The following is a 21,743-nucleotide window of genomic DNA, read 5'->3' as shown; positions in this document are numbered from 1 at the left end:
TTTTTACTAACTTTTATCTTTATTATAGTTTTTGAACTCTTGAGGTTTCAATATTTGAAAAAAATCACAGAAAATAGCTTGAAAAATATCATAACAAAGAAGGTTGTCTCATTTTGCTATGAGACAGCCCCTTTTATTATTCTTCTAAATCGTTTTCTTTTAATAGAGTTTGTGCTCTAGTTAAGTCTTCTTCATTGACCAGGATATGTACAGCTCTATCTAGAGTACCTGCTCCGATGCCTATGGCTGACTGTATATCATCTCTGATGATATAAGAGATGTTGTTTTCGTCTAGAATGTTTCTAACAGCCAATACCATTATTTCACTGCCTGCAAATAGTTTTTTGTGACTCATAATCTTTTGTGTTTGTTCTTTTCTAAAGTATAACTTTTTTAGTTAGATGACTATAAAAGATAAGTTAAAATCAATATGAATTAGTATATAAGTTTTGTTATTACTCTAAAAAGGAGTATCTTAATAAAAGAATTATAAAACATAAAAAGATCTTATAAGTGATTAATCTATAGTCAATAATAAGAGCAAGAGAAGAGGTTTCATTTAACTGTATGATTATGAAAATAGAGGAAACAAAGGCGTTTAGTCAGTTGAGTAGTATAGCGCAATCAATTGTCAATAAAAGTACTTCCAAAAAGCAGATATCAGATGCCGTAATGATAGTGAAGAACATTGGTTTTGAGAAATGGAGTAGCATAACAGACTTACCCATCATGTGGCATCAAATCGTAAGAGAGCTGGCGGTATAAATAAAATATTGGAATTAATGATTTAAGATCTCATTCTTTATGGATGTAGATCTTTTTTTTGTTATATAGATATATGGTATTTGTTATATTGTTGTATTTTTGTTTCAAATTTAATATTTAGAATGAATATTGTTTATTTGATTTTTGGTAATAAGATGAGTTATTATCAACAAGTTTTTTTCTCTATATATACCGTATTGGCTCATAAAGGAGCAAGTGATAATATTATTGTATTGACTGAAGAACCTTCGCTGTTTAATCAATTAAAAGGAAGAATAACGGTAGAATCTTTAGATAAGGATCTTGTTAAAGATTGGTTAGGGAAGTACCAATATATGTTTAGAGTAAAAATAAAGGCATTAGAGTATATCGCTCAGCAGTATCCAGAGAAAGATTTATTGTACCTAGATGTAGATACTTTTGTCTATAAGTCATTAGCTCCTCTAAGTGATAAATTAGAACAAGGGACTAGTATTATGCATATAGATGAAGGGCAACTCAACAAGTTTACTACAAAAACCGGAAAGAGGTTTTGGAAGGAATTAAAAGACAATACTTATGGTGGAATTCTTATTACTGAAAATACTTGTATGTGGAATGCCGGTGTTATAGGTGTATCAAAAGCTAATTTTTCAAGTATTAAACAGGCTTTAGATATAAGTGACCAAATGTGTGAAGCAAATATTAAAGCATTTACAAAAGAACAACTTGCTTTTTCTTTAGCTTTAGGAGCGGCTGGAGATATGACGTCTGCTGATCATATTATAGGGCATTATTGGGGGAATAAAGACCAATGGGATGAGTTTATATCAGATTGGTTAAAAAGATCCTTTATGCATAATTATACAGTAGATGAGATGATCGCTAATGTTAGAAGTATTCCTCTAGATCAAATACCTTATTATCTTAAACATTCTAATACTTTAAAGCGTCTATCTAAAAAGTTACAAAATATCTTTCAACCTAAAAATCCACAATTTATAAAGAAGTAATATTTCTATTATCACTAGACTTTGTAATAAAAGTATTTGTTTAGTTAAACTTATATTGATTTGTTATTGTTAATTTTGTTAATAAATTGATTTGTTTAAATGAGTAAGGTTAATTATTATAGAGTGTTGGGAGTTAATCCTACCGTATCAGAGGAAGAGCTCAAGCGTGCTTTTCAGTCTTTATATGAGCGTTATAGTCCAGATAAGAATCCGAGTAGTTTATTCTATAAGACGATGTTCGAACAACTGAATGAAGCTTGTGCTACATTAGGAGATAGAGAAAAGAGAGAAAAGTATAATATAGCTAATGGCTATGAGGTACCTGTCTATTCTAGACCTGAGGATAAACAAGAAATCCCTAAAGAGAAAGAAAAGATAGTAGATACAGGAAGTAATAATGCCTATATTTTCTTATTTGTGGTTATTGGTATTATCGTTGTTTTAGGAGGGTATTTAGTTTATTATACATTTAGTGAGAGTGAAGATACGAAGGTTCAAGAAACAGTGGTTGTTGAGCAAGAATTACCAAAACCTAAAGCGAATATAAAGAAAGTAGAAGAGAAGCCTGTAGAGGTAAGAAGAGAGGTTTATACAGCCGAAAAAAAAGAAGAGGAGTATCAACATACAGAAAGTGTGAAAGAAATACCAGTAACTGATAAGGCAAAAGAAGTGAAAAAGGAAATCTCTGTAGAAAAGAAGACAGAGACAACTAAAATAAGTAAAGAAGAAAAGCTTACTAAACCAAGTTCTAAAACAGATAACCTGAAAGATGAGTTTCAAACTAAGAAAGCATTTAAAATAGGAGCGAGTAAGAATGATGTATGGGCTGTACAAGGAGATCCTACAGATATAAAAGAACAAGGAGATATCGAGATTTGGTATTATGGTAAGAGTAGTGTGAAGTTTAAAAAAGGTAGAGTTATAGATAGTACAGTTTTTTAGTTAGTGTTTAAGACCCTTTTTACCATCTTTTATTTGAAAATAAAAGGTAGTGAATAAAGGTGTTTAGAATATGTTTTTTGTATAAAAGGTTGTTTTTGTTAGTATTAGTAGATGTTATAAAGTATGGTTTTAGTGTTAAAATTCAATAGTTTTAATTTTTTAACTAGTAGGGTTTATAAATTTATGTAATTGAATTACTATTAAAATTTATAATTATGACAATAAAACAGACCTATTTTTATCACCCAACTAGTTATGAAACAAATGAGTGTGTGATAGCTTCTTTTGAGCAAAGAAATATTCCAATGCAAAGAATCCAACAGAGTCTTGGAAGGGAAAAAAGATTTATTCTAGATCGAAATTCTACAGAAACAACAATTACTATGGCTACTAAAGCCGCAGAAGGAGCATTAAGAGAATGTGGTTTGCATATTGAAGATATTGATGTTATTGCTTTAGTTTCTGCTACACCGGAGCTTTTAGTACCATCAGCTTCTATCAAGTTACATCAAATGTTGAATGCAAAGAAGAAAACTATGTGCTTTGATTTAAATGCCAATTGTATTGGAGCATTTATAGCATTAGATCAGTTGACTAAATATTTGCAATGTACTCCTAGAATGCAGAGAGCATTAATTGTATGTGCAGAGAATCTGTGTCGTATAGTTGATAATAATAATCCAATTACAGCATTTTGTTTTTCTGATTCTGCTTTTGCTTTTATCCTTGATAAAGATGGAGAAAGTAGAGGACTAAAAGATGTAATGTATCATACAGATAGTGATATTGCTGATACAGTGTCTTATCCGCCTGCTGGTTTTTCTCAGTTTAAGAATGAAGATGTATTAGTGTGGGATCGTTCCTTTGATGGAATGGGGAGTGTGGATTTCATAAAGAAAGAACTACTATCATTTTTAGAAAGAAATAAAATGAGTTTAGAAGATATAGATTTGTTTATGTTTTCTCAGTTTTCTTATAAAAATGTACAATTAATCAAAGAGTATTTTAATTTAGGCGATGATAAAGTGCCTTTTTATTCTCATGAATTAGGATATACTGGTTCGTCAAGTCCTTTTTTAGCATTAGATCAATATCAACGAAGAGTAAGGAAGATTAAACAAGGAGAACAGATTTTGTTTTGGACACTAGGCGCTGGTTATGAGGCAGGATTAATGCTTTGGGAATACTAATTAAAAGTATACGCAATAAAAAACACCCTAAGTCATCTTAACTTAGGGTGTTTTCATTTTATAACTAACTAATCAATCTAAATATTATTGTTGGTTTCTGAAGACCAACTCGTTGTTAAACGAATCTAACAAGATCATACTATCAGCTTTTACATTACCAGATAAAATCTCTTTAGACAATCGGTTCAACACTTCTTTTTGTACAACACGTTTTACAGGACGTGCACCGAACTCAGGGTCAAAGCCTTTAGTAGCTAAGAACTCTTTAGCTTCCGCAGTAGCTTCCATATGTATGTTTTGTTGAGCAAGCATCTTGAATACACTTTGTAGTTGTATATCTACAATCTGTAAGATATTATTTTTGCTCAATGGAGTAAACATCACTACTTCATCTATACGGTTTAAGAACTCTGGTCGAACTTGTTGTTTTAACTCGTTTAATACTTCCACTTTAGCATCTTCAGAAGCCTGCTCTATATTTGTAGCATTCTCAAACTTCTCTTGGATGATATGACTACCCATATTAGAAGTCATGATGATGATTGTGTTTTTAAAGTCGGCCAAACGTCCTTTATTATCTGTTAGACGTCCTTCATCTAATACTTGCAACAAAATGTTGAATGTATCAGGGTGTGCTTTCTCAATTTCATCTAATAACACTACCGAGTAAGGTTTTCTACGAACAGCTTCAGTTAATTGACCACCTTCATCATATCCTACGTATCCTGGAGGCGCTCCTACTAATCTACTTACGCTATGTCTTTCGCCATATTCACTCATATCAATACGAGTCATCGCATTCTCATCATCAAATAGATATTCAGCTAATGCTTTTGCCAACTCTGTTTTACCAACCCCAGTAGTACCTAAGAATAGGAATGAACCAATTGGTTTTTTAGGGTCTTGTAATCCAGCGCGACTTCTGCGTACTGCATCACTAATCGCTTCAATTGCTTCTTCTTGACCTACCACGCGTTTGTGTAATTCATCTTCTAAGTGAAGTAGTTTCTCTCTTTCACTTTGAAGCATTTTAGTAACAGGTACACCAGTCCATTTTGCTACTACTTCAGCGATATCATCACTTGTTACTTCCTCTTTAATTAGCGATTGACCATTTTGGTTCTCGTCTAATTGTTTTTGAGCTTTTTCAAGTTCTTCTTGAGCGTCTTTTATCTTACCATATCTAAGCTCAGCTACTTTTCCATAGTCACCATCACGTTCTGCTTTTTCAGCTTCCAGTTTATAAGTTTCTATTTCTTGTTTGATAGCTTGTACCTTATCAACAACCTCTTTTTCAGATTGCCACTTACTATAGATATCGTTTCTTTCTTCTTTTAAGTTTGCAACTTCTAATCCAAGAGATTTAAGTTTATCCTCATCGTTCTCACGTTTGATTGCTTCAATCTCAATTTCTAATTGCATAATCTTACGATCAAGTACATCTAGTTCTTCTGGTTTAGAGTTAATCTCCATTCTCAATTTAGACGCAGCTTCATCCATAAGGTCAATAGCTTTGTCTGGTAAGAAACGGTTGGTGATATAACGCTCTGATAAATTAACAGCAGCAATAATCGCCTCATCTTTTATACGTACTTTGTGGTGAGCTTCATATTTCTCTTTAATACCACGTAAGATAGAGATAGCACTCTCTGTATCTGGCTCATCTACCATTACTTTTTGGAAACGACGCTCTAAAGCTTTGTCTTTCTCAAAGTATTTTTGATACTCATCTAATGTAGTTGCTCCGATAGAACGAAGTTCTCCACGCGCTAATGCAGGTTTTAAGATATTTGCCGCATCCATCGCACCATCACCACCTCCAGCACCTACAAGGGTGTGAATCTCATCAATGAATAAGATGATATTTCCTTCAGCAGAAGTTACTTCTTTAACCACTGATTTTAAACGCTCCTCAAATTCACCTTTGTACTTCGCACCAGCAATCAATGCCCCCATATCTAATGAGAAGATTTGCTTGTCTTTTAGATTTTCAGGTACGTCTTGTTGTACGATACGGTGTGCTAATCCTTCTGCAATAGCTGTTTTACCAACCCCTGGTTCACCGATTAGCATTGGGTTATTTTTAGTACGACGGCTCAAGATCTGTAACACACGTCTGATCTCTTCATCACGACCGATTACAGGATCCAGCTTACCTTCGTTAGCTAATTGCGTTAAGTTATTCGCATATTTATTTAATGAGTTGTATGTCTCTTCTGCAGAGGCAGAAGTTACTCTTGCTCCATTTCTAATTTCGTTAATTGCTGCTTCAAGTTGTTTTTCTGTAACACCTTGATCTTTTAAGATCTGAGCTACTTTGCTTTTTGATTTAAAGATCGCTAAGATTAAATGCTCAATAGATACGTACTCATCTTTCATTTTCGTAGCGATAGCCTGAGCTTCAGTGATAGCAGTACCTGCTTCTCTTGATAAGCCCATTTGTCCACCAGCTACTTTAGGAAAATTAGAGATTGTAGCATCTAATACAGATTTAAATGTATCTACATTAATGTTCAATTTCTTTAAGATAAATGGAGTAACGTTTTCGTCTACTTCCATTATCGCTTTAAAGATATGCTCGTTTTCTATTTGTTGCTGTCCAAGCCCTTGCACGATTACCTGTGCTTGTTGTAGGGCTTCTTGTGATTTTATTGTAAAATTATTTAAGTTCATATACTAAATCGTTTATTTGTTTGGATATATCGTAATAGACAAAAGGTGTTCCAATATTAAAATTAAGACTTTTTGGCAATATTTGAATTATTCTTATTAGTAAAAGATGTCAAAAAGTCATAAATTCGCTTAAGTAATGTAAACCACACTAACATTTTGTCTTATGAAATGGATCAATATAACAGAAAGTAGTCAAGTAAAAGACCTGATTGCTAATTCAAATGATAAAGCAGTAATTATTTTTAAACACAGTCCTCGATGCCATATTAGTAAATTTGCATTAAGAAATTTTGAAGCAAGCTTTACTAATCCTACTGGTGTAGATTGTTATCTAGTAGATGTAGTGAATAATAGACTTCAGTCTATGGAGGTAAAAGAAGAACTAGATGTGCATCACGAGTCACCACAACTAATCATTGTTTCTAAAGGAAAAGCGGTCTTTAATACTTCACATGAGAGTATAGATGGTGTTGATACTGAGAAATTACTGTTGAGACTATAGGATGAGTAGAACACTAGTTTATAGAACGACAACTTTACAAGGGGTGAAAACACCAGGTATTATCCATAATGGAGGCTACCATTTTACACATTTTGATGTTTATGAAGATGGGAGGATAGCGGATTGGAACTTTGAAGATTTTGAACATTTTATTAAAGATGTACAGAAAGGATGGGTTGTCACTAATATACCTGACGGAGAGGAAATCTCTTGTTTTAATCTAGGATCTTGGAAAATAGATAAAGGGCAGTGGTATTATACACCTGAGACGTATATTGAGTTTATAAAAAGCTTGGTATTAGAGCTTAATCCTAATTGGACAAATATATATACTTATCAAGAGCGAAAAGTCAATGGCGTCACAGTAGGAGAGTCAGGAACAGGAACGTTGTATAAAATTGATACAGTTAATGTAGATCACTTTTTTCCTACTAAAATAAAAGGAGAGAATCGCAGTCTATTTTATGTCTTTGAAGGGAAGTATTATTTAGTGCAATTATTACTTTTTAAAGATAAAACGATCTTAATTCACGGTTGTGGAGAAGAAAAAGTTTTAGACTTTGAACGTTTAAGGGCTTTGATAGATGAAGGTATTGTCTGTAGTACCATTCCTAATGGGGCTAAAGTGATAATAGAAAACCTTGGAGAATTTACAATAGTAGAGGAGTTTTATAGTAATGAGATTGAAGAGATATTCGTAGAATTAGAAGATGACTATAGACAGTTAAATGGAGAGAAATCTTTACTTCAGTTGTGTAGAGAGGCTTTAGAAGCTTATCAAGAGAATCCTACAGATGAATTAAAAGAAGCATTAAAAATAGCTTATGAACGTATCCCTGAACATATGCAGATGTATTTAGGAGATATGGACAGTAAAGATGGAGAGTATATAGACATTATATATGGACCTGAATATTGGGATCAATGGAATACAGATGAGGTAAAATAAAAAAGAGGCTTTCGGCCTCTTTTGTCATAAATACAGGGGGGACTTTCTTAATTAAATAGAAAGTGTATTGTAGTTGTTTTCATTTAACTGAAACATGTATTTATGCGCATTAGGTGTTCCGATAAAGTACAAAGGCAAGTCTTTCAATGTTACACCGTAAACGTTTAATGCAAATTCACATACTACTAATTTAATACCTGCTTTATTTGCAGCATCTAATTCAGCACGTAGCTCTTTATTGTTTAAGTCTTGTACCATTTGCCCCATGATTACGATTTGGAAATCAGCTTTTGGATTAGCTTGTTTGATTTCACTTCCAGTCATTATAGAAGAGCGTAGGTTTTTTATAGATTGTACTAGAATAGCATATTTATCTCCTTTAGTATCTTGTTCGTAAGCAACAATAGATGTTTCATTGTTTACTGTATTGTAGGCTACTGCTTGAGCACTTACGATAGAACATAAAGCGATGGCTAAAACTAATTTTCTCATTGTTTACTATATTATGGTTTATATATCAGCGAAAGTAGCAGATAGTGTAGACAAGTGAAGTAACAATTGTTACACAAGGATTAAATAATGAAAAGTTATTCTTTCTTCTTTGTCAATTCATGTAATATTCTTGTTAATGAGGTTTTCCAGCAAGAGCCCCCATCTATTGGACACGAATTCCTGAAGAAGTTAATGTCGTCATCTTAAAAGAGAGAGTCTGTAACTTATGTAACAGTAGGTAAGATTATCGTTACCTATCTTTGAAGTACTAAATGATATAAGATGATTATTGCATATTTTAAGAAATGGACAGTGATGAGGTGGATTCGTCTAGGTCTAGGAGTATTACTTTTATTTCAAGCTTTAGATGCAGAATTGTGGATTTTGATGATTCCAGTTTTGTATTTGTTTTTACAAGCTTTCTTTAATTTTGGATGTAAAAATGACTCTTGTACTTGGAGATAAAAATTCTTTTTGATATAACTTTTTGATTTGTAATTATTTATTGTCTGTGAGTTAGGAGTTGTATGAAGCAAGAATATTTTTATTTTAGCAAGGTTTTAAAACTCGCAAATTATGAAGAAAAGACTGATGTCTATATTCGTATTTACGGCTATAGTTGGTTTAACTACAGCTTGTAAAGACAAACAAGAAGAATCTTCTACAACAGAAACTCCTATAGAGGAAACAACAACTTCTGTTAATGAAGGAGAAGAGGAGCCTACAGCTATAGTAGATGAGGCTGTAGTAGAAGGAGAGGAAGATTATTATGACCCTACAGTTTATCCAACTTCTTTTAAGTTTAAGCATGATTTAATTATGACAGGTGAGTATCATGAAGGAGAAATAGTAGATAATGTAAGTAGTAAGTCTTGGATAGGATTAATAAAGGAAACAGATGGTACATATAGTGTACATAAAGTAAATCCTACTACTAAACTAATACATGATGTAGTATTAGATGAGGCAGGACAAATGACAGGGGTAAAAGTCTCTGCTAAGAGTGTGGGTGAAGTGGTGTTCATGACAAATGAAGGAGTATTAACTCAAGGTAGTAACTTAGAAACAGTTAATTTGCCTAAGACTATATATCCAGGCGAGAGCAAAGATTTTATATTTAAGGGAAAAACCTATACTCTCTTCGCTAAAGGAGAAAAAGGAGTAGCCTATACTTACCAAAATGAAGAAGGAGAAGAGGTACAAGGGTATGAGATTAAAAAATACAGTTTATTCTTAAAGGTTAAGGGACAAGATAAGGTAATCACTTTATTAGATTTATCAAGTTTAGAAGAAGCTACTCCAACAATCGACTTTGTAGGAGATTTAAATGGAGATGGAAATATTGATTTTCTAATTAATACTACTTATAACTATAATATGAGTAGATATACGTTGTATCTATCAGAAGGTAAATCAGGAGCAGTAACAGTAAAACCTGTTGCGGCTTTAGTGAATTTAGGATGTTAGTAAACAACCAATACAAATAAAAGAGGCTGTCCATGGACAGCCTCTTTTATTTGTATTTAGAATATTCTCTTTTAGTATGTACAATAGCGAGAATGATAATTTTCATTTTATCTTCCTCTACAATATAATGTATGTGATAAGGGAATTGTTTTAACTTATGTAGACGTACATTATTATAGACTATATCATTACTGAAAGGGTATAATATTATGTTCTCTTTTGCTTTTTGTAATTGTTGTATAAATTCTTTTGCAAGTTTGTGTGATATACTTTTGTAGTAATCAAAGGCAAATCTAATATCTTGTTCAACTAAAGAATTGTTTACCAATATATACACTATAGCTCTTTTTCAAATTTATTTAATAATTCTTCAAAGTCCATTAAGTCATCTGGATTGTTATGATAGTGTTCTAATCTAGAATCTATAAAATTTTTATGTTCTTGTGATATAGTATTACTTATGATTTCTGTGCTAATATTGTTATTGCAGAGAGTAACACAAGATCCGTTTTTGTTTTGATTTTCTGTGTGTTTAGTTTTCATAAGTATTGTGATTTTAATATCTGTTACAAAGGTATAAATAAAATACAGGTTTAGATTTTTTTTATTTTATATTTTTAAGACATTCAGTGTGTTATGGTTTTGTTGATATTTGTTTTGCTACATATTTATATCCTTCATCGCAGGCATATTGATTTCTTTTACACAAGATGCTTTAGATGTTGATATAATAAAACGGATTGCTTGTAAGACATCTTGTAGTGGGATAAGTTCTCCGTTAGATTGTTCTATAATGGTCTCTATTGGCTCCTCACATCCATATTCTGTTGCTAAATAACCTAAATTTAGAATCGATACTCCGATTAGGTGTTCTCTTAAATTTTCTCTTAGTGAATGAATAATGCCTCGTAGAGCAAACTTTGTAGCAGAGAAAGTAACTTCTTTTCCAGTGTGATTGTCTAATCCCCAAGTAGATCCTATCAAGATAATCTTAGCATTCTCTGATAACTTTAGGTTTTCTATAAAGGCTTGAATCATTAGAATACAAGAAGAGATGTTGGTATTAATCATATTGATGATTTCTTCTTGTGTATTATCATGGAAGCTGTATGTATCTGAGAAGGCATTGTGTTCCCATATCCCTACATTATAGATTAAATAATCAATTTTTTGTTGCCCTATTGTTTCTTTTAAGTCGTTAGTAGCTTGACTAGGATGAGATAAATCTCCTGCTATCCAATGTTTGTTCTGATCGTTTTTATCTAAATAATTAGGTCTAGTGCGAGAGATCCCATAAACGATATCTTGTTCATTAGGAATATATTGAGTGATGGCTTTTCCTAAGCCTTTGCTTACTCCGAATATTAAGTATGTTTTTGCATTCATGATGTATTGCATTTATGTGGTGTAAAAGATGAAGATTATCTTTACTGTTCATCTTATTTTTAAGAATCAGCAATTTACAAAAAGAAGAGGTATAGTAAACTCATTGGGAAGCTTTTTAAGTGTTTTGACATTAAATAGCAATGAGGTATTATTGTTTTAGTATTTAAGTGAGTGTTATTTAACTGATTATGTGTAGTGTTAAAATAGGGTTTTTATAGTTGGGATATCAGAAGAACATATACTTTTGCACCACCTTAAAAATACGAAATAACGATGAAAAGAAAATCACTAATTGCAGTGATAGTTTTGACAATTGGGCTAGCTATGAACAGTTGTAAAAACAAAGAAGTAGAAGAAGTATCTACTGAGGGTGAGCGGAATATTGGTTACGCTAACCTAAAACCTGAAGAAATAGTCATCAGCAACTTAGGAACAGATGACGATGGTTTTGAACACTATAGTATAGTGTCTGGGACCGAAAATATTAAGGATTATCCAAAGCATTTTTCATTTGACAATACGCTTCTTACACCTGGGGCATTTCATGCAGATGAAGTTCCTGAAAGAATAGAGTCAAAAGAATGGCTAGGCTTAATATCGGATAGTACTAATACTTATAAGTTAGTGGCTATGGCGCCTCTGGTATCTAAGATTCTTGCAGATACTAGTGAAGAAAAAGACGAAGTGAGTGGAGTAGCTATTTCTAATAGTGGAAAACAAGCTTGTCTAATGTTTATAGAGAAGAAAAATAGTAGTCTGAAAGAGGCTGTTGTAGAGACGGCAAATATTCCTTCATATATCTATCCTGGCGAGAAAGTACAAATTTCATTTAAAGGTAGGGAATACACTTTATATGCTACGGGTACAAGAAAGCTTAATGGAGTAAGCGAAGAAGACTTCTTAAACTCTGTAGGGCAAGGTTATGAAATGCCTAAGTATTATGTGAAGAATTATACTCTACGTATGGAGATAAAAGATGGAGAACAAGTCAGCGAAATGATGCTATTATCTCAGAAGTACTTTGAAGAGGGACAGGTGCCTAAAGTGATTTTTAGTGGTGATCTTAATGGTGATAATATAATAGATATATTGATTAATACTTCTACGGAGTACAATATTTCTAGACCGACATTGTATCTGTCAGATACAATCAATAATAATGTTTCTATACAGCCCGTAGCGGCGCACGAAAGTATAGGATGTTAATTACGATTTACTTTCAGAGTAAATAATGTACTTTTTTTAAAGCCTCTTAGTGATCATACTAAGGGGCTTTTTTAGTTAGGAACCTCAATTGGACTAAAGAGGTTTTATCCATTAGTGTATCATGGTATTAATATAGAATGACACTCATATTTAGGAATAGAACAAGAACACTTGGCTTGCACTTCTTAGGGGATTGCTAGGAGATTTCTAGGGGTTTTCTAGCCTAGAAGGTAGTTTTGTCGAAGAAAGGTGCAAGAAAGGTGCAAGAAAACCTCAAGCAATCCCCTAGTAGATCAAAATAAAACTATCCTTAATTTGTAAATAAAGACTGATAGTAAACAGATTTTTCACGCACTTATCTTTAAGTATGGTGATAAAATGCGTTGTTGTGTAGTTGCTTATAGTGTTGTTTTGTTTTTACGTTTTATGTAATTGTAAAGAACTAATAGTAATCGAACTCAGGTTAGGAAAGGAAAGATAGAGGAGTGTATAATCTCTACTTTACGATAACTTAATTATTTCGTAATATTTATGATAGCCTATACCAGCATTATTATAAGTAGTTTCGACTAAAATTTAATTATGAATACACATCGCGATTTAGAGGTTTGGAAGTACAGTGTAGAGTTTGTTTCTACTGTTTATGATTTTACAAAAGACTTCCCAAAAGAGGAAATATATGGACTGAGCAGTCAGTTAAGGCAGAGTGCTGTAGCTATTCCTTCTAATATAGCTGAGGGGAGTGCTAGAAAAGGGAATAAGGAGTATAAACAGTTTCTATACATAGCTCTAGGAAATTTAGCAGAGTTAGAAACTCAATTAGTGATAGCACATGATCTGAATTATTTAGAGAATATAGCTCAATACGATTCTACTATTACAGAGATCAGAAGCATGCTGTACACTTTAATCAAATCGTTGAAAAAGAAAAAGGAATAAGACGTTAACTTACCATGTACAGACTATGGCTAAAAAGACTATTAGGCTATTAAAAAAAGCGTGATACGCACGGGGCGTTTCACGCTTCTTTATTTCAATTATGTATACTGAGTTTTATTCAAATTCAGCTATAGTATTATCTAACCAAAGCTCATACCAGTCTAGAAAAGACAGACTAGCTTCGTTCTCTAGCTCAATACTTGGGTATAATCCGCCATCATTGACTCTGTCGTCTGTCCACATAATTCCTTTTTGGTCACCAGTCACAACAAGGAATAGGGTAATACCACATCCATAGTCACATAAGTTAAGTCTTCCATAATCGTGCTCTTCGCCACCGATTATTTCTAATCTCTCTTCGTATAGTTCCTCTTCTAATTCTTCGTTTCCTTCTTCAGCAGCTTTTTCTATCTTATTATCTATTTCCCCTAGTGCCTCAATAGGGTTCCAAGGTTGAGTATGCGGGAAAGCTTTTTGCAAAAGAGAAGAAGTGTTTTCTCCTGTGATTATCATTAGTTCTTCGTTTACACTAGCTTCCATTAGTGTTTGTAATCCGTAAAACGGACCCACACCACCATTTCCTACTTGTGTAATAAAAGCTACGTAGTCTTTTGGTAAACTGATTTGATGCTCTTTTTCAAATTGTGTTACTTCTTTCTCGCTTAATACAGGGTTTAATATATATTCATGTGTATCAGCACCGAATACTTCCAAGTCTTGGTCTAATTTGTCAAGTTGACTTATTTTTTCTTTGATGCGTTTGATTTGTTCTGTGTACATAGTCATAGTATTGAAGGTTCAAATGTACTTAATAATTAGAAAAGAGTATAGGTTTACTCAAAAAGAAAGCGTGAAATAACAGAGTTACTTCACGCTTTTGTATGTCATTTATATTTGATCAGTATAGTGTTTTAAAACTTGATTGTAGCAGGAAGTAAAGTACTTCTTACTTCACCAAAACCAATTCTTACTTCATCATTTTTACAGTATCCTTTCATTGTTACTGTATCATAGTCGTGTAAGAATGTTCTAGTACTACCATCAGGCATGGTGATAGGTTTACTACCAGCCCAAGTTAACTCTAACATAGAACCGTAGCTATCAGGAGTAGGACCAGATATAGTACCAGAGCCCATTAAGTCTCCTGAGTTTACTTTACATCCATTTACAGTGTGATGAGCTAATTGCTGACTCATTGTCCAGTACATATATTTAAAGTTAGATTCAGCGACTAGTTTATCTTCACTATTCTCTGGTTGTATATAAACTTCTAATTTGATATCAAAAGCTTTATCTCCAGTTTGTTGTAGATAAGGGAGAGGAGTAGGGTCTTGTTTTGGACTTGCTACTCTAAAAGGCTCAAGAGCATCTAAAGTGATGATCCAAGGAGAGATAGAAGATGCAAAGTTCTTAGCTAAGAATGGCCCTAGTGGTACATATTCCCAAGTCTGAACGTCTCTAGCACTCCAGTCATTTAGAAGAACCATACCGAAGATGTACTCTTCAGCATCATCTACAGGTACACTATCTCCCATTAGGTTAGCATCTGTAGTAATAAAAGCAGTTTCTAGTTCAAAGTCTACACGTTGTGACGCTCCGAATATAGGAGTGGTAGCCCCTTTAGGAAGGGTCTGTCCTACAGGACGTTTTACATTTACTCCTGAAGGAACAATAGTAGAACTTCTACCATGGTACCCTATCGGGATATGAAGCCAGTTAGGGAATAAAGCATTATCAGGATCTCTAAACATGGTCCCAACATTGGTAGCGTGCTCTTTACTTGAGTAGAAGTCAGTATAGTCTCCTATATACACAGGTAATTGCATTTCTACATCTTCTATTTTGAAGATGACAACATCTCTATGTTTAGTATTGTTTTTTAGTTCATCGTTGTTTTTGTCAAATATCTCAGCGATTCTATTTCTTACCGCTCGCCATGTTTTTTTGCCGTTAGAGATAAAGTCATTAAGTGTGTCTTGTAAAAAAACATCATCTGTCAGCTCTATACCTTTAAAATATCCAAGCATTTGTAAGGCACTCAAATCAATGGCATAATCTCCGATACGAGTTCCTATAGTTATAATATCATCTTTGGTGATAAAAACACCGAAAGGAATATTCTGAATTGGAAAGTCAGAATCACTCTCTACTGGTAACCATGTTTTCCTCATCGGATCATTTGCACTAATCATCATAATTGTTTTTTTGTTTAAGTTAATAGTATATTCAAATATATAATTAAGACTGAATATAACAAACGTTTTTTGTACATTTGGAATCAAATTAACGAAACACACAAACTAAATGAGAAGAGATTCAGAAATTTTCGACCTGATCGTAGAAGAGCAAGATAGACAAATTCATGGTATTGAATTAATTGCTTCTGAAAACTTTGTAAGTGAAGAAACTATGGAAGCAGCAGGTTCTTGTTTGACTAACAAGTATGCTGAGGGATACCCTAATAAACGTTACTACGGCGGATGTGAAGTAGTAGACGTAGTAGAGCAAATCGCGATAGACCGTGCCAAAGCTTTATTCGGTGCTGAGTATGTTAACGTACAACCTCACTCTGGATCACAAGCTAATACAGCTGTATTCTTTGCATGTCTTAAACCAGGTGACAAAATCTTAGGTTTTGACTTATCTCATGGAGGACACTTAACTCATGGATCACCAGTTAACTTCTCAGGAAAGTTATACAATCCTGTATTCTACGGAGTAGATCAAGAGACAGGATTATTAAATTATGATAAAATACAAGAGGTAGCTACTAAAGAGCAACCTAAATTAATCATCGCTGGAGCATCTGCTTATTCTCGTGATATGGACTTTAAACGTTTCAGAGAGATTGCAGATAGCGTTGGGGCTATTTTAATGGCTGATATTTCACACCCTGCAGGTTTAATCGCTAAAGGATTAATGAATGACCCTGTACCTCATTGTCACATTATCACTACGACTACTCATAAGACTTTAAGAGGACCACGTGGAGGTATGATTATGATGGGGAAAGACTTCCCTAATCCATTCGGATTAACTACTCCTAAAGGAGAAGTACGTATGATGTCTGCTTTATTAGACAGTGCTGTATTCCCTGGGAATCAAGGAGGACCTTTAATGCACATTATCGCTGCTAAAGCTGTTGCTTTTGGTGAGGCATTAACAGATGAGTACTTCCAATATATGATGCAAGTACAAAAAAATGCTAAAGCTATGGCTGCTGCTTTCGTGAAGAGAGGATATAACATTATCTCTGGTGGAACTGATAACCACATGATGCTTATCGACCTAAGAAATAAGAATATCTCTGGTAAAGAAGCTGAACAAGCATTAGTGAAAGCTGAAATCACAGTAAACAAAAATATGGTACCTTTCGATGACAAATCTCCATTTGTAACTTCTGGTATCCGTATTGGTACTCCAGCTATTACTACAAGAGGTTTAGTAGAAGCTGATATGGAAACTATCGTAGACCTTATCGATAGAGTATTGATGAATCATACTGATGAGGCTGTTTTAGAGGAAGTAGCAGACGAAGTAAATGAAATGATGGAAGAAAGACCAATGTTCGTTTGGTAATCCATTAAAAAATATAATTATAACTGAAAGGGACTCAGAGACGAGTCCCTTTTTTTGTTTAATAAATAGTTGTACTAAGAGGAGATAATGTATATTAGTAAGCATTCTTGTCATTCCTAAGAGCCTTATTGATAAGAGAAGGTTAAAAAGAGTAGTGTAAAGTCTTTGATAGAAAGTCAGAGACTTTGTTGTTTCTGATTCACTTGTATACGTCTTAAAGGGACAGAATAAAGTATCAGTGTATAATAAAGCTAATTTAAAACTAGTAGAGGAAATCCAAGTTGCAGGATATACACAATTAAATAATATTAGTTTAAAAGAGGATGAGTTAATTGCAGTTGCTAATAATAAGAATCTTCTCTTTTATCAAAATAAGGAGTGGAAGATTATCTACACTAGTCTTAATAAGGTGAATGGAGTACAATATACTAGTAAAGGTGCTGGCTATTTATTCACTGATAAAGGAATAGAAGATGTCTCTACATCTAAAATATACAATCAACAAAAAACTATGAATACTCAAATAAGAATGAAAGAAGGCATGTCTGTTCCTTCAACTTATTTTATAGATAGGAGTGATGTTATTTGGGGAGGTTTTAATTATGGAGAATGGGGTGGAGATATTATTGCTTTTGATACAGAAAATAAGAGTTTTATTGATTTAAATATGAATGAGGTTAAAATGGAGCTATTACCAGTAGTGAATTTCTTTGAAGATAGAGAACAGGTATATTTTACTTCAGGGCTAGAGCATCTGATGTACAGTGGTAGTCTTATTCAGTTTAAAGATTATACAGCAAAAGAAATCTTAGAAGTATATAGTAAGTCTGTTTTCGAGGACAATGGAGATGATATTGAATTATTAGGTGCAGGAGATTATTGTCATACGGAGGAGGCTATTTATCTTTCTGCTGGTAAAAATCTCTTAAAAGGACAATTAAGTGTTGATCTTAGTAAAATAGAGAATTGGCAAGTACTATTACCTAAATCTTCTAAACAAGAAAATGAGATGGTAATACGTCTAAAAGTATTAGCGAAGAATAAAGTGATTTACCTAACAGAGAAAGGAACTTTGACTTATTATAACGATGGAGTTATTCTTTAAATTCCGTAATAACCAACGAGGCTATAAGTCTCGTTTTTTGTATCACTTTATCATATCTGTAAAATGAATATCTTTGATAGGATAACTATTACGCTATGGACACTATACTCTCAATATTTAAAGCTCAAAAGGACTTCTTTAATAGCAATCAAACGAAGGATATTAGCTTTCGCATTGCACAATTAAAGAAGCTAAAACAATTGCTAAAAACCAATGAAGAGAGGTTAGCAGAAGCGATCTATCTAGATTTTGGAAAGTCTTCTTTTGAGACCTATATTACAGAGTTGTCTATTGTTTATCTAGAGATTGATTACTTTATTAAGAATATTAAGAAACTCAGTAAGCCTAAACGAGTTTTTACAGGAATTATCAACTTCCCAGGAAGAGGATATATAATGCCAGAGCCATTAGGTGTAACTTTAGTTATTGGTGCGTGGAATTATCCTTATCAGTTGTCTTTATTACCTGCTTTGACAGCTATAGCAGCAGGAAATACAGTAATGATAAAGCCTAGTGAGTTACCAATGCATACATCCAATGTATTAGCTGAATTACTTAATAACGCTTTTCAAAAAGAATTACTCTATGTCATAGAGGGTGGAATAGAAGAAACTACACAATTATTAAGTCTACAGTTTGATAAGATGTTTTTTACAGGAAGTACTGCCGTTGGAAAGATAGTGTATGAGGCAGCAGCGAAGAATTTAGTTCCTGTTACACTAGAACTGGGAGGAAAGAGTCCTGTGTTTATTTTAAAAGATTGTGACTTAGAGATAACGGCTAAACGTATTGTTTGGGCGAAGTTGTTGAATGCAGGACAGACTTGTGTGGCTCCTGATTATCTATTAGTAGAAAAGTCGATAAAGAATAAGCTAATTCATTTGCTTCAAAAAGAAATGGAGATCTATCCACAAGATAGTCGAACCTTACCTTCTCACTATTTACAGATTATTAATACACACCACTTTGATCGATTAGTAAGACTAATTGATCCCCAGAAGGTATGTTATGGAGGTTTTATAGATCGAGAAAAACGTTTTATAAGCCCTACAATTTTTGATAATGTGGTTTGGGAAGATAGTGTTATGCAAGAAGAGATATTTGGCCCTATATTGCCTATTATAGCTTTTGAGTCATTAGATGAGGTAATTGAGAAAGTAAAAGAAAAACCTAAACCTCTTTCATGTTATATTTATTCCAAGGATCAGAGCCTTATAAAGAAGATCTTAAGAGAAGTCTCTTTTGGAGGAGGTGCAGTCAATGATAGTTTAATGCATTTAACCACAAGTACTTTGCCTTTTGGAGGAGTTGGTGCTAGTGGGATGGGGAGTTATCATGGACGATATGGTTTCGAAGCGTTTACTCATTTTAAAAGTATTTTGCACAAGCCATTTTGGTTTGAATCTAATATGAAATATCCTCCTTATACAAAAGGGAAAGAGAGTTGGTTAAGAAGGTTATTTAAGTAAAAGAATAAGAGATAAGTGTAATGCTTATCTCTTTTGTTTTTATTGTAAAAATATTGGTTAAAGATAATTATTTTAACTAATATTAACTATTTTTGAATTAAAAATAAGTATAATGAAATGGATTAAACTAATAATAGTGCTTATAGGCTGTACTTTCTTAGCGTCTTGTTCATCAGTTATTAAAAGTTCAAGAGTGACTGTTTTGCAAGAGAATTACTGTGCGCCTAACATTGTGTATACAGATGATACCACTGAAGAGCAAAGGGCGTTTGAAGATTTAGGTGTTAAACAGAAGTTGTCTACTCATGATTATAGACTAGCGTCTCATCTGGGATTAGTGCCTCAGTTGGCTAAGTTTATAAATAGTACAGATCCTATAGAGAGATTAGAAGCGAAGCAACAGATTATTATTAGAGTTCAATTGTTTCAGACAGAGATAGATGCTTTGGCAGCAGAACTTGATTGTAATGGGGAGCGATATGATCAACTAGCAAGGGTATTGGATGCTAAAAATGGAACTACCAATACTCAACTAACAGTTGCTTCTATCGCGATCGGTGCAGCAGTTACATTATCTACAGCCTTGATTACAAATGATAATACGAATAAAGGGTTAAATATTGCAGGTGGGGTAGTAGGTACAGGACTAGGGTTTTTGTTATTGAATCCGAAAGGCAAAAAAGTAGAACTAAAAACGAATCGAAGTTTACTTAGTAATATTTGGTTTGAACAGAATGATAATTTTGCATTTCCTCCTGCGGTATGGAGAGTGATGAATGATAAATCGTTTAGTAATGAAGGCAAATTATCCCTAATACAAACACTAAAGAATAGATGGTTGTTTTTTGCTTTTGATGAAGAGATTAGTAAAAAGGAAGAGGAACTCTATTTTGGCAAAGGTGGATTTTTTAAATCAGACGGAATTCATTTAATGTCTGATATGAATAATGAACTTCAAGCAACCGTAAAAACAATCCAACAAGATCTAAGAAGCTTAATTTACAATGTGAGTTTATTGAAATAAGAAATCTAGCAGAGAAAAGCTTTTAATATTTGAATAGTTTAATTGTTAAAAAGTAATTACCTTGTGTTGATTTTAATTAAAAAAGATGAAAAAGATACTGTTTTTTATTTCTTGTGTAGCACTTTCTATTCAGGTACAAGCACAAGAATCTGTTGTTTTATTACTTGACTTACAGCCAGGTAGCTCTTATGAGATAACTTCAAATGATAAGTTTAGTACGATTACTAACCTTGTAGGTAATAAAGAAATCATTGAAATGATTAATAAAGAGGGGCAGAATTCTTATCCTACTTATGAGACTAAAGAATCTAATGCAAGTTATACATTACATTGGACAACTAAGAAGAAGAATGCTCTTAACTTTGATTTGGACTTAGAGAAGAGAGTTACTAGAGATTTTGAAGGGAAATCAGTTGTAAATACAGAGACTGAAGGGCCTATAAAAGGATATACTAAGGGAAGTGTAGATGCAAGAAAAGGATTAAAACTATCTAAATCATTAGGTGCTAAGTACAAGAGTTTAGAAGGAGACTTGGTTGTAATGTTAGATGATTTATTTAATGGAAATGGTTTAGGGAATGATCCTATAAAAGTGAATCAAGAATTTGAGTCTACTAACGCTCAAAAGATGAGATTATCAGAAGAAAGTGAAGTGGAGGTAACAACTAAAGAAGTCAATAAAATAGCCAAAATAGCTAATAATAAAGCACATTTAGTTATTGAGACAACGATCACCTCTAAGAGTACTTCTACTAAGTTTGCTGAGATGAAGGGAGGCGGTACTAAAGAAGTTATTTATGATATGGAGAAGAAATATTTTGAATCTATAGAAGGTAAGTTAGATGTTACGGTTAATATAGAATCAGATGAAGGAGTTAATATCACGATGGTTAATACAACTTCTCAAAATGTAAAAGTGAAGAAAAAGTAATCAGAACTAATTCAATACATAAATAAGGGTTAGAAGCTTTAGCTTCTAACCCTTATTTATGTGTGCCCAGCATGGGTGATAACTCTAGGGTGTAAGTCCCGAACACGCCATTACAGCAGGAAGTGTTAACCG

Annotated in this window: 23 protein-coding genes; 15 read left to right on the top strand and 8 right to left on the bottom strand. The window is 33.2% G+C overall.

What is annotated here, in order from left to right; all coding sequences use genetic code 11:
• Positions 1 to 136: 136 nt before the first annotated feature.
• A complete protein-coding gene (locus HX049_RS16850) occupies positions 137 to 355 on the bottom strand; it encodes a putative signal transducing protein (protein WP_041890840.1) in 219 nt (72 codons plus the stop codon).
• Between the two features lie 218 nt (positions 356 to 573).
• On the opposite strand from HX049_RS16850, the gene HX049_RS16845 reads away from it, so the two are divergent.
• The 4 genes from HX049_RS16845 to HX049_RS16830 all read left to right on the top strand — a co-directional run bounded on the left by HX049_RS16845 (position 574) and on the right by HX049_RS16830 (position 3,889).
• The gene (locus HX049_RS16845; RefSeq protein WP_041895269.1) at positions 574 to 765 is read left to right on the top strand and encodes a hypothetical protein; all 192 of its coding nucleotides are present in this window, start codon (positions 574 to 576) and stop codon (positions 763 to 765) included.
• A gap of 122 nt (positions 766 to 887) precedes the next feature.
• Positions 888 to 1,757, top strand: a complete 870-nt coding sequence (locus HX049_RS16840; protein WP_041890843.1) for a hypothetical protein — start codon at positions 888 to 890, stop codon at positions 1,755 to 1,757.
• 99 nt (positions 1,758 to 1,856) lie between these two features.
• Positions 1,857 to 2,699 (top strand): J domain-containing protein, encoded by an 843-nt coding sequence (locus HX049_RS16835; protein WP_286417383.1) that lies wholly within the window; start codon positions 1,857 to 1,859, stop codon positions 2,697 to 2,699.
• A 215-nt stretch (positions 2,700 to 2,914) separates the two neighbouring features.
• On the top strand, positions 2,915 to 3,889 hold the full coding sequence (locus tag HX049_RS16830; RefSeq protein ID WP_286417381.1) for a 3-oxoacyl-[acyl-carrier-protein] synthase III C-terminal domain-containing protein: 975 nt from the start codon (positions 2,915 to 2,917) through the stop codon (positions 3,887 to 3,889).
• 84 nt (positions 3,890 to 3,973) lie between these two features.
• Here HX049_RS16830 and clpB read toward each other — a convergent pair whose 3' ends face one another.
• Positions 3,974 to 6,562 carry an ATP-dependent chaperone ClpB gene (clpB, locus tag HX049_RS16825; protein ID WP_041890853.1) on the bottom strand — a complete coding sequence of 863 codons (2,589 nt, stop codon included), beginning with the start codon at positions 6,560 to 6,562 and terminating at the stop codon, positions 3,974 to 3,976.
• A 163-nt stretch (positions 6,563 to 6,725) separates the two neighbouring features.
• On the opposite strand from clpB, the gene ytxJ reads away from it, so the two are divergent.
• Positions 6,726 to 7,064: a bacillithiol system redox-active protein YtxJ gene (ytxJ, locus tag HX049_RS16820; protein WP_041890859.1), complete on the top strand. Its 339-nt coding sequence runs from the start codon at positions 6,726 to 6,728 to the stop codon at positions 7,062 to 7,064.
• Position 7,065: 1 nt separating this feature from the next.
• Positions 7,066 to 8,013 (top strand): DUF7638 domain-containing protein, encoded by a 948-nt coding sequence (locus HX049_RS16815; RefSeq protein WP_286417378.1) that lies wholly within the window; start codon positions 7,066 to 7,068, stop codon positions 8,011 to 8,013.
• Positions 8,014 to 8,064: 51 nt separating this feature from the next.
• Here HX049_RS16815 and HX049_RS16810 read toward each other — a convergent pair whose 3' ends face one another.
• Complete coding sequence (locus HX049_RS16810; RefSeq protein WP_286417377.1) at positions 8,065 to 8,505, bottom strand: hypothetical protein; 441 nt, start codon at positions 8,503 to 8,505, stop codon at positions 8,065 to 8,067.
• Positions 8,506 to 8,787: 282 nt separating this feature from the next.
• On the opposite strand from HX049_RS16810, the gene HX049_RS16805 reads away from it, so the two are divergent.
• A complete protein-coding gene (locus tag HX049_RS16805; protein WP_006259138.1) occupies positions 8,788 to 8,970 on the top strand; it encodes a hypothetical protein in 183 nt (60 codons plus the stop codon).
• Positions 8,971 to 9,081: 111 nt separating this feature from the next.
• The gene (locus tag HX049_RS16800) at positions 9,082 to 9,972 is read left to right on the top strand and encodes a hypothetical protein (protein WP_286417375.1); all 891 of its coding nucleotides are present in this window, start codon (positions 9,082 to 9,084) and stop codon (positions 9,970 to 9,972) included.
• A gap of 46 nt (positions 9,973 to 10,018) precedes the next feature.
• On the opposite strand, the gene HX049_RS16795 is transcribed toward HX049_RS16800, so the two are convergent.
• The 3 genes from HX049_RS16795 to HX049_RS16785 form a co-directional block, all read right to left on the bottom strand.
• On the bottom strand, positions 10,019 to 10,309 hold the full coding sequence (locus HX049_RS16795) for a type II toxin-antitoxin system RelE/ParE family toxin (protein WP_006261015.1): 291 nt from the start codon (positions 10,307 to 10,309) through the stop codon (positions 10,019 to 10,021).
• Positions 10,309 to 10,515 (bottom strand): hypothetical protein, encoded by a 207-nt coding sequence (locus HX049_RS16790; protein WP_286417373.1) that lies wholly within the window; start codon positions 10,513 to 10,515, stop codon positions 10,309 to 10,311. Before HX049_RS16790 ends, HX049_RS16795 begins: the two co-directional genes overlap by 1 nt.
• A 117-nt stretch (positions 10,516 to 10,632) precedes the next feature.
• Positions 10,633 to 11,358 carry an SDR family NAD(P)-dependent oxidoreductase gene (locus HX049_RS16785; RefSeq protein ID WP_286417371.1) on the bottom strand — a complete coding sequence of 242 codons (726 nt, stop codon included), beginning with the start codon at positions 11,356 to 11,358 and terminating at the stop codon, positions 10,633 to 10,635.
• 273 nt (positions 11,359 to 11,631) lie between these two features.
• Between HX049_RS16785 and HX049_RS16780 the strand changes: the two genes are divergently transcribed.
• The gene (locus HX049_RS16780) at positions 11,632 to 12,564 is read left to right on the top strand and encodes a hypothetical protein (protein ID WP_286417369.1); all 933 of its coding nucleotides are present in this window, start codon (positions 11,632 to 11,634) and stop codon (positions 12,562 to 12,564) included.
• A 582-nt stretch (positions 12,565 to 13,146) separates the two neighbouring features.
• Positions 13,147 to 13,503 (top strand): four helix bundle protein, encoded by a 357-nt coding sequence (locus tag HX049_RS16775; RefSeq protein WP_286417367.1) that lies wholly within the window; start codon positions 13,147 to 13,149, stop codon positions 13,501 to 13,503.
• Between the two features lie 114 nt (positions 13,504 to 13,617).
• On the opposite strand, the gene HX049_RS16770 is transcribed toward HX049_RS16775, so the two are convergent.
• Both HX049_RS16770 and fahA read right to left on the bottom strand, forming a co-directional pair.
• Positions 13,618 to 14,283: an SMI1/KNR4 family protein gene (locus tag HX049_RS16770; RefSeq protein ID WP_286417365.1), complete on the bottom strand. Its 666-nt coding sequence runs from the start codon at positions 14,281 to 14,283 to the stop codon at positions 13,618 to 13,620.
• A 131-nt stretch (positions 14,284 to 14,414) separates the two neighbouring features.
• Positions 14,415 to 15,698 carry a fumarylacetoacetase gene (gene fahA, locus HX049_RS16765; RefSeq protein ID WP_041890884.1) on the bottom strand — a complete coding sequence of 428 codons (1,284 nt, stop codon included), beginning with the start codon at positions 15,696 to 15,698 and terminating at the stop codon, positions 14,415 to 14,417.
• A 109-nt stretch (positions 15,699 to 15,807) separates the two neighbouring features.
• Between fahA and glyA the strand changes: the two genes are divergently transcribed.
• The 5 genes from glyA (at position 15,808) to HX049_RS16740 (ending at position 21,611) form a co-directional block, all read left to right on the top strand.
• Positions 15,808 to 17,082, top strand: a complete 1,275-nt coding sequence (glyA, locus tag HX049_RS16760) for a serine hydroxymethyltransferase (protein WP_006259129.1) — start codon at positions 15,808 to 15,810, stop codon at positions 17,080 to 17,082.
• Positions 17,083 to 17,320: 238 nt separating this feature from the next.
• Entirely contained in the window at positions 17,321 to 18,187 is an 867-nt protein-coding gene (locus tag HX049_RS16755; RefSeq protein ID WP_286417361.1) for a hypothetical protein, read from the top strand.
• Positions 18,188 to 18,282: 95 nt separating this feature from the next.
• The gene (locus HX049_RS16750) at positions 18,283 to 19,656 is read left to right on the top strand and encodes an aldehyde dehydrogenase (protein ID WP_286417359.1); all 1,374 of its coding nucleotides are present in this window, start codon (positions 18,283 to 18,285) and stop codon (positions 19,654 to 19,656) included.
• Between the two features lie 112 nt (positions 19,657 to 19,768).
• Entirely contained in the window at positions 19,769 to 20,680 is a 912-nt protein-coding gene (locus HX049_RS16745; protein ID WP_041890891.1) for a hypothetical protein, read from the top strand.
• A gap of 85 nt (positions 20,681 to 20,765) precedes the next feature.
• Positions 20,766 to 21,611, top strand: coding sequence for a hypothetical protein (locus HX049_RS16740; RefSeq protein ID WP_286417357.1), 846 nt, complete (start codon positions 20,766 to 20,768; stop codon positions 21,609 to 21,611).
• Positions 21,612 to 21,743 lie beyond the last annotated feature (132 nt).

Source organism: Myroides odoratimimus, assembly GCF_030326305.1.
Lineage (GTDB): Bacteria > Bacteroidota > Bacteroidia > Flavobacteriales > Flavobacteriaceae > Flavobacterium > Flavobacterium odoratimimum_A.
This window is presented reverse-complemented; position numbering and strand designations above follow the sequence as displayed.

Coding starts and splice junctions, on each gene's coding strand:
- HX049_RS16775 (WP_286417367.1), top strand. CDS start 13,147: ATGAATACACATCGCGATTTAGAGGTTTGGAAGTACAGTGTAGAGTTT.
- HX049_RS16850 (WP_041890840.1), bottom strand. CDS start 355: ATGAGTCACAAAAAACTATTTGCAGGCAGTGAAATAATGGTATTGGCT.
- HX049_RS16830 (WP_286417381.1), top strand. CDS start 2,915: ATGACAATAAAACAGACCTATTTTTATCACCCAACTAGTTATGAAACA.
- HX049_RS16785 (WP_286417371.1), bottom strand. CDS start 11,358: ATGAATGCAAAAACATACTTAATATTCGGAGTAAGCAAAGGCTTAGGA.
- HX049_RS16810 (WP_286417377.1), bottom strand. CDS start 8,505: ATGAGAAAATTAGTTTTAGCCATCGCTTTATGTTCTATCGTAAGTGCT.
- HX049_RS16845 (WP_041895269.1), top strand. CDS start 574: ATGAAAATAGAGGAAACAAAGGCGTTTAGTCAGTTGAGTAGTATAGCG.
- glyA (WP_006259129.1), top strand. CDS start 15,808: ATGAGAAGAGATTCAGAAATTTTCGACCTGATCGTAGAAGAGCAAGAT.
- clpB (WP_041890853.1), bottom strand. CDS start 6,562: ATGAACTTAAATAATTTTACAATAAAATCACAAGAAGCCCTACAACAA.
- HX049_RS16750 (WP_286417359.1), top strand. CDS start 18,283: ATGGACACTATACTCTCAATATTTAAAGCTCAAAAGGACTTCTTTAAT.
- HX049_RS16800 (WP_286417375.1), top strand. CDS start 9,082: ATGAAGAAAAGACTGATGTCTATATTCGTATTTACGGCTATAGTTGGT.
- HX049_RS16790 (WP_286417373.1), bottom strand. CDS start 10,515: ATGAAAACTAAACACACAGAAAATCAAAACAAAAACGGATCTTGTGTT.
- fahA (WP_041890884.1), bottom strand. CDS start 15,698: ATGATGATTAGTGCAAATGATCCGATGAGGAAAACATGGTTACCAGTA.
- HX049_RS16780 (WP_286417369.1), top strand. CDS start 11,632: ATGAAAAGAAAATCACTAATTGCAGTGATAGTTTTGACAATTGGGCTA.
- HX049_RS16740 (WP_286417357.1), top strand. CDS start 20,766: ATGAAAAAGATACTGTTTTTTATTTCTTGTGTAGCACTTTCTATTCAG.
- HX049_RS16835 (WP_286417383.1), top strand. CDS start 1,857: ATGAGTAAGGTTAATTATTATAGAGTGTTGGGAGTTAATCCTACCGTA.
- HX049_RS16770 (WP_286417365.1), bottom strand. CDS start 14,283: ATGTACACAGAACAAATCAAACGCATCAAAGAAAAAATAAGTCAACTT.
- HX049_RS16815 (WP_286417378.1), top strand. CDS start 7,066: ATGAGTAGAACACTAGTTTATAGAACGACAACTTTACAAGGGGTGAAA.
- HX049_RS16840 (WP_041890843.1), top strand. CDS start 888: ATGAATATTGTTTATTTGATTTTTGGTAATAAGATGAGTTATTATCAA.
- ytxJ (WP_041890859.1), top strand. CDS start 6,726: ATGAAATGGATCAATATAACAGAAAGTAGTCAAGTAAAAGACCTGATT.
- HX049_RS16805 (WP_006259138.1), top strand. CDS start 8,788: ATGATTATTGCATATTTTAAGAAATGGACAGTGATGAGGTGGATTCGT.
- HX049_RS16745 (WP_041890891.1), top strand. CDS start 19,769: ATGAAATGGATTAAACTAATAATAGTGCTTATAGGCTGTACTTTCTTA.